Source organism: Romboutsia maritimum, from assembly GCF_002251085.2.
GTDB lineage: Bacteria > Bacillota > Clostridia > Peptostreptococcales > Peptostreptococcaceae > Romboutsia_B > Romboutsia_B maritimum.
This window is the reverse complement of record NZ_NOJZ02000047.1, coordinates 1-6,371: the sequence shown is the minus strand read 5'-3', so window position 1 is coordinate 6,371 and position 6,371 is coordinate 1. Positions and strand designations below refer to the sequence as shown.

General features: G+C 25.7%; 8 protein-coding genes and 2 pseudogenes. 7 read left to right on the top strand and 3 right to left on the bottom strand.

Features of this window, described 5'->3' with window-relative positions; all coding sequences use genetic code 11:
- Window positions 1-306: recombinase family protein (locus CHF27_RS13150; protein ID WP_147294092.1), on the top strand; the 306-nt coding region annotated here is incomplete at its 5' end.
- A 606-nt stretch (window positions 307-912) separates the two neighbouring features.
- Here CHF27_RS13150 and CHF27_RS14130 read toward each other — a convergent pair.
- Window positions 913-1,095: pseudogene (locus CHF27_RS14130) on the bottom strand (amidohydrolase); the annotation flags it as partial.
- A gap of 116 nt (window positions 1,096-1,211) precedes the next feature.
- Window positions 1,212-1,355, bottom strand: coding sequence for a hypothetical protein (locus CHF27_RS14315; RefSeq protein WP_158534776.1), 144 nt, complete (start codon window positions 1,353-1,355; stop codon window positions 1,212-1,214).
- Window positions 1,356-1,377: 22 nt separating this feature from the next.
- On the opposite strand from CHF27_RS14315, the gene CHF27_RS13145 reads away from it, so the two are divergent.
- The 6 genes and pseudogenes from CHF27_RS13145 (at window position 1,378) to CHF27_RS13125 (ending at window position 5,954) form a co-directional block, all read left to right on the top strand.
- Window positions 1,378-1,566, top strand: coding sequence for a hypothetical protein (locus CHF27_RS13145; protein WP_095405153.1), 189 nt, complete (start codon window positions 1,378-1,380; stop codon window positions 1,564-1,566).
- Between the two features lie 217 nt (window positions 1,567-1,783).
- On the top strand, window positions 1,784-2,581 hold the full coding sequence (locus CHF27_RS13140) for a TraX family protein (protein ID WP_095405152.1): 798 nt from the start codon (window positions 1,784-1,786) through the stop codon (window positions 2,579-2,581).
- A 125-nt stretch (window positions 2,582-2,706) separates the two neighbouring features.
- Window positions 2,707-3,801 (top strand): YdcF family protein, encoded by a 1,095-nt coding sequence (locus CHF27_RS13135; protein ID WP_243445021.1) that lies wholly within the window; start codon window positions 2,707-2,709, stop codon window positions 3,799-3,801.
- A gap of 225 nt (window positions 3,802-4,026) precedes the next feature.
- Window positions 4,027-4,932, top strand: a pseudogene (locus tag CHF27_RS13130) (IS982 family transposase).
- A 220-nt stretch (window positions 4,933-5,152) separates the two neighbouring features.
- The gene (locus CHF27_RS14650; RefSeq protein ID WP_330409807.1) at window positions 5,153-5,425 is read left to right on the top strand and encodes a hypothetical protein; all 273 of its coding nucleotides are present in this window, start codon (window positions 5,153-5,155) and stop codon (window positions 5,423-5,425) included.
- Window positions 5,397-5,954, top strand: a complete 558-nt coding sequence (locus CHF27_RS13125) for an RpnC/YadD family protein (RefSeq protein WP_330409806.1) — start codon at window positions 5,397-5,399, stop codon at window positions 5,952-5,954. The genes CHF27_RS14650 and CHF27_RS13125 overlap by 29 nt, the downstream gene beginning before the upstream one ends.
- 152 nt (window positions 5,955-6,106) lie before the next feature.
- On the opposite strand, the gene CHF27_RS13120 is transcribed toward CHF27_RS13125, so the two are convergent.
- Window positions 6,107-6,265, bottom strand: coding sequence for a YvrJ family protein (locus CHF27_RS13120; RefSeq protein WP_243445020.1), 159 nt, complete (start codon window positions 6,263-6,265; stop codon window positions 6,107-6,109).
- Between the last annotated feature and the right edge of the window lie 106 nt (window positions 6,266-6,371).

The following is a 6,371-nucleotide window of genomic DNA, read 5'->3' as shown; positions in this document are numbered from 1 at the left end:
AAACATCAAAGTCTTCATAGACAAATAGATGCATTAGCTAATTATGGTATAAATGAAAGGTTTATATTTTCTGATAAATATAGTGGTAAAATCTTAGATAGAGACGGCTTAAATGAACTTTTGACTATAATTAAACCTGGAGACACTTTAGTAGTAAAAGAAATAGATAGATTAGGTAGAAATCGAAAAGAAACTAAAGAACTTATATTATTCTTTGTAAAAGAAAATATAGATTTAGTATGTTTAGAAATGCCTTATTTAAAAGAATTTATAATTGATAAAATAAAGGAGAATGAGGGATTTTAAAGTATATTATGAAAGATCTTTAAGAAGGTAGATGATTTTGAGTTAGCGATTGAAGAGAAAATTCTTTTTAGCGGTTTTTACTAAAAAGATTTTAGCGTAAAGCGCGGTGGCGAAAGCCAAACTCCATAAAAAGGATAAGATGTAGTTATATCAATAGGTACATATATAGTAATATAAAAGTAATATCATATATTACAAGTAGTAATACGAAAATATTACAAAAAGTAATATTAAAAAATTAAAAAACGAGGGAATTATACCCTCATCCTTTTATGCACATAATGTATTTGAAAATTTTTTTGATTTATAAACTGAACTTACAAATACATATAACACTAAAAATAATCCTATATATAATATCTATGCTCCATTGTATCTCTCTTGTGAATTAGTTATTATTAAGATAGTCAACTGTTGATTGTAACGTTACAGATGCACCATTTATTAGAGCGATTCATTAACTATCATTTGTGGATGATGTACTGGATAATAGCCTTCATCGTTTAAGTTACCAGCTACTATTCAATAATAAGTGCCAGGAACTTGTTCAAAATAGAATGCTAAATCTTCAGAAGCCGTAACTGGGTTAGGAGGGTTTAATATTAACTACCTTTTTATCTGATTGTCTTTTAAAGCTATCATTCTAGGTACCACATTTGGAGCTAGTAATATATGTTGTGCAAACATTACATCAAATTTTGGATTTTCTAAAATGCCTTGCTCTATTAGAAATTTTGCACCTGTATCATATTCTTCACCAGGTTGGAACATTATTTTTACTTGTCCATTTAATGTATCTTCATGTTTTTTAGTATCTTAGCTACACCTAATAACATAGCTACAGGTGTATCATGTCCGCATGAATGCATAGCATCTGTTGTACTTGCGAAATTAACATTTGATTTTTATTTTATTGCAGTCGTATCTATATCAGCTCTTAGTCCAACTACTTTACCTTCTTTTTCACCTATTAAATCACTTGTTCCTGAACAGTTTTCATATAATGTATAATCAATTCCCATGTTTTCAAGTTCTGACTTTATATACACTTCTCTATATGTTAATCTTGGGATGCAAAAGTTTACTCAAAAGATTGAGTTAACAGACTATTATTCTTTATTAATGACTATAGATAAGTTGAATGCTATAGCTTTTATAATGAAGTTTAAAAACACTAATAGCTATTATGGCTTAAATGGAATTGATTTAGTTTTTAAGGATATTAATCAAGATGAGAGTATAAATAATTTGGCTATATAAAGCCAATTAAGTCACTACTTACTCAGGATGAAATTGATTTTATTGAAATATTAAAAATTAATTTGAACATAAATTAAACTAGTATATAAGTGAAAATTTATATAGAAAAGTGATTTTTTATTCGAAAATTTAATGTTTATTTAATGTTTATTTAATGTTGAATTAAACTCCTTATAATATAATATTGTATACAAAATTATATTATAAGGAGTTTATTATGGAGATATCGTTAAAAAAAGGGATTACAAGTTTTCAATTAAAGATAATAGGAATTGTACTTATGACATTTGATCATATAGGTGCATTTTTAGCAATTCCAACACCTATATGGTTTGGATGGCTAGGGCGACCTGTAGCAACTATTTTTTTATTCACAAGTGCAGAAGGGTATTATTATACTCGAAATAAGAAAAAGTATTTATTAAGGTTGTTAATAGGATTTTGGACAATGAATTTATTGAATACTATTTTTTCGAAATTCTTACCTATTGAAGGAATTGAGCTATATGCAAACATATTTGGAGCAATTTTTTGGAGTGTACTTTCAATGTATTTATATGATTTATTAAAATATAATTTTAGAAATAAAAAGTATTTTAGTATATTTTTAATAATTTTATTTATTATATCATCACTTACATTAAGTTTTATTATTCCTAGCGTTATGTCAGCTAATTTAACTTTAGGGACATTACTTTTTAATATAGTACCAACACCACTATTTGTTGAAGGTGGAATTTTATATATTTTAATGGCTTTATTATTTTATACTTTTAAAGATAAAAAGAAAATGCAAATTTTTATAATATTAATTTTCTCAATGTATTACCTAATATCAAGTATTTCATTAGGGAATATATTGAGTTTAAACTATCAGTGGATGGCAATATTTGCTATTTTACCGATTTATTTATATAATGGACAAAAGGGCAAATCTATGAAGTCTTTCTTCTATGGTTACTATATACTTCACATTTTTGCCATATATGTAGTAAGTTATTTTATAATGAAATAATTATTAATTATAAAGACAGTATTACTTTTAATTTAGTACTGTCTTTAAATATTTTAAAAATGAATAATATAAAATTTTCATTCAAATAATAATTACAAAAGATTTTTAGGAGGACTTATATACATATGACTAACATACTGGAACATTTTCAAGGAAAACTAGAGATTAGTATATTTTTATCATTAAGTATACTGTCACTAGCTATATTTTTAATTTCATACTTCTATGATAGAAGAAGAGTTTTAACGGGATTTTTATTTAATGTATTTTTAATTTCTACTGGATTAGCGATTAGTTTCTTAGGGGTTACATCAAATAATATATTTTTAGAATTTATTGTACTAATTATATTTATTATTATGATATTTGTACTATTGTTTGGAATATATGCATTAATTATTGGATTACTAATAAATGCAAAAATTGTTATTCAAAGAGAAAGAAAGTCTTTATCAAATTTATTAACATTATTTTTAGGATTAACACTAATTGGTTATGTAATTATAGATATATGTAATTTTGATAGATTCTTATATCCAGATGTTAGGCAATTCTTTAATAGTTTTTATATGATAGGCCTGTATTTTTTATTTGATGTATTTAATTTCTTGATGGCATCACTAATTTATCAACTTAATAGACCTAAGATGAATCAAGATTTTATTATTGTTTTAGGTAGTAGGTTAATGGGAGATAAGGTTCCTCCGTTACTTGCTAGTCGTGTGAATAAGGCTATTAGTTTTTATAATAAACAATCTAAGATTTCAAAACCTCCTAAAATTATATTTTCGGGAGGACAAGGTCATGATGAAGAAATATCAGAGGCTTTAGGGATGCAATTATACGCTATAGATAAAGGGATTCCTATGAAAGATACTATTTTAGAAGATAAGTCAGTTAGTACATTACAAAATATGAAATTTTCTAAAAGCATAATGGACAATCTAATGCCTACCTCATACAATAGTATTTTTGTTACTAATAATTATCACTTATTTAGAGCTGGAATATATGCAAGATTAGCAAATTTAAAAAGTCAAGGAATAGGGTCTAAAACTGCTAAGTACTTTTTACCAAATGCTATGATTAGAGAGTATATTGCTATAGTATCAATGTATAAAAAGAGGTATATAGTTATTTCGATTTTAATACTAGCTTTTAATATTCTTTTGATTATACTTCCTAAAATTACTTTAATTTATATAAAGTTTACTCAATAAAATAAGTTATATTAAAGGAACTTTATGAACAAAATGATGTATTTGTAGAATATCTATATAAATAAGCTTTTTATAACATTTAAATATAAAGAGTTGAGGTAGGAATTTTTTATCCTATTTCAACTCTTTTCCTATGTATTTAAAACTTAAAAATTTCAATATTAAAACTCTAGCAAATATGGAAACCTATTGATAAACCAAATAATCTAATAGGAGGTTCCCTAAATGCTAGAGCTTAATAATTATTATATCCAAAATAACGAAAACTTAAGAGATTTTTTTATTATTATTTATACAATTTTAGATGACGTATATTTAAAAGTTACACCTAAGCATATTCAAAATAGAAGAAATGTAGGAGAAAGCAATTTATCTGATAGTGAGATTATTACAATTGCTACTGTAGGCGAAGCCTTTGGAGCAACAAGTGAAAAATCATGGTTCAATTTCATAAAAAGAGAATATAAAGATTTATTTCCTGAAATCGGTGATAGAACTAGATTTAATAGAACCAAAATAAATTTACATGATACTATATTAGAAATACAAAAAGAGATGTTATATGTGATGGGATATGAAAAAGATAACCTTAGAATTATAGATAGTATGCCAATACCCGTATGTAAATTTGGAAGAGCTCATTTTAGTAAATCATTTAAAGGTATAGCTACGTATGGTTATTGTGCCTCTAAAAAAGAAACTTTTTTCGGTATGAAACTACATGTAATCTGTACACAACAAGGATTTATAAGTGACTTTGTACTAACTGCTGCAAATGTAGATGACAGAGATGCTTTATGGGATTTAACTGCCCGATATATAAACATTTCTATTATAGGTGATAAAGGATATATAAATAAGAGTCTAGCGCCTGAACTAAAAAAAGAAAAACTCATTGATTTGATTTTTATGAAAAGAGATAATGACAAAAAATAATATACTAAAGAATATCGCCAGATGATATTTAAAATAAGAAGAAGAATAGAAACTTCGTTCTCGCAATTATCAGAGCAGTTTAATATAAATCAAGTTTTACCTAAAACGCTGAGGGGTTTACATACTAGAATTGCATTAAAAATTTTAGGAAATGAAGATAGTGTAGGTAAAATAAAGTATTTAATATTTGGATAAAATTTACAAATATTAAGCATTAAGGAAGCATTTTTTTGTTAAAATCTATTTACCATATTTAGTAAATAGATTTTAACTAGCACAACAGATTAATTAAGAGAATATATAGGAATCGGAGAAAAAGCACTCCAACAAGCAAGATTTAATATCAATGGCTTTAAAAGAATATATGGAAAAATATAAATAGATGTAGCAACTTAATGATATAGGCGATGAACTAATGAAAAAGCCAAATTATGAAGATTTTATAATGAAAAGAGCCATGGATATATTTGCAGAGGAAGGGCTTAAGTTCTTTGGAATAGATAAAAAAGTAAAAATAAGTGGTCCAACGGAATTGGTTGTTTTAGATAGTAAGAATATGTATATGGATTATACTTTTTTAATGGAAGATGATAGTTATATACACTTTGAGTTTCAGACAACAAATAAAGGAGTAGAAGATCTAATGAGATTTAGAACTTATGAGGCTTTATTTAAATTATCAAACTAAAAAGGATATTACAACATATGTTGTTTATTTAGGAGATATAAAAAATCCTATAAATGAGTATAGTTGTGGTATGAATACTTATAAAGTAAATGCTATATCTATGGTAAATGAAGATGGTGATAAAGTATTTAATGAAATAATAGAGAAGTTATCTTGTGGTAATGATATAGATAAGCAAGATATAATAAAACTTAAATTTACTCCTATAATCGGCAGTAAGATGGATAAGAAAGAAAAGATATTAAAGGCAATAAGATTAACTAAAGACATTAAAAGTTCACATAAAGGAGATATAGAGTCGATTCTATATGCTTTTGCTAGCAAATTTTTAACAGATAAAGATTTAGAGCAAGTAAAGGATGAGTTAAGAGTGACTGAAATAGGGAAGAGCCTTATAGAAGAAGGTGAAAGAAAAAAAGCTATAGAAATAGCTAAGAGTTTATTGGATATTTTATCAATAGAGATGATAGCTAATAAGACTGGATTAACTGTAGAGGAAGTAAAATCTTTAAAAGATGAATCTAAATAAATTATAGATGGAGGTATAATTTATTTATTTGAAAATAATATTGAAAAAAGAAATAAATTGATTAAAATTATAAATGAAATTAAGGTAAATGCATCAGAAGTAGGTTAATCTAAAAAAGATCTACACAACTTTGATTTAGTTGTGTAGATCTTTTACGTATTTTTATTATTAAATTGGTGGATATTTAGGCTTAAGGCGTTTATGCTTGAACTTAGGTTTTCTAGTTTCGCTTCGATACGAATCAAAAGATACATTGTAACGATTGCGGGGAATCCCATATTAGCTATCATTTGCATAAAATCTACTTTCAATTATAATTACCTCCAAATTTATTTTCTAAAATATATATACGCCTCCTATAAATTCTAGGAGGCGTTTCATTTGTTACGAAACTATTAAATCGTAATCTGTTGTTCT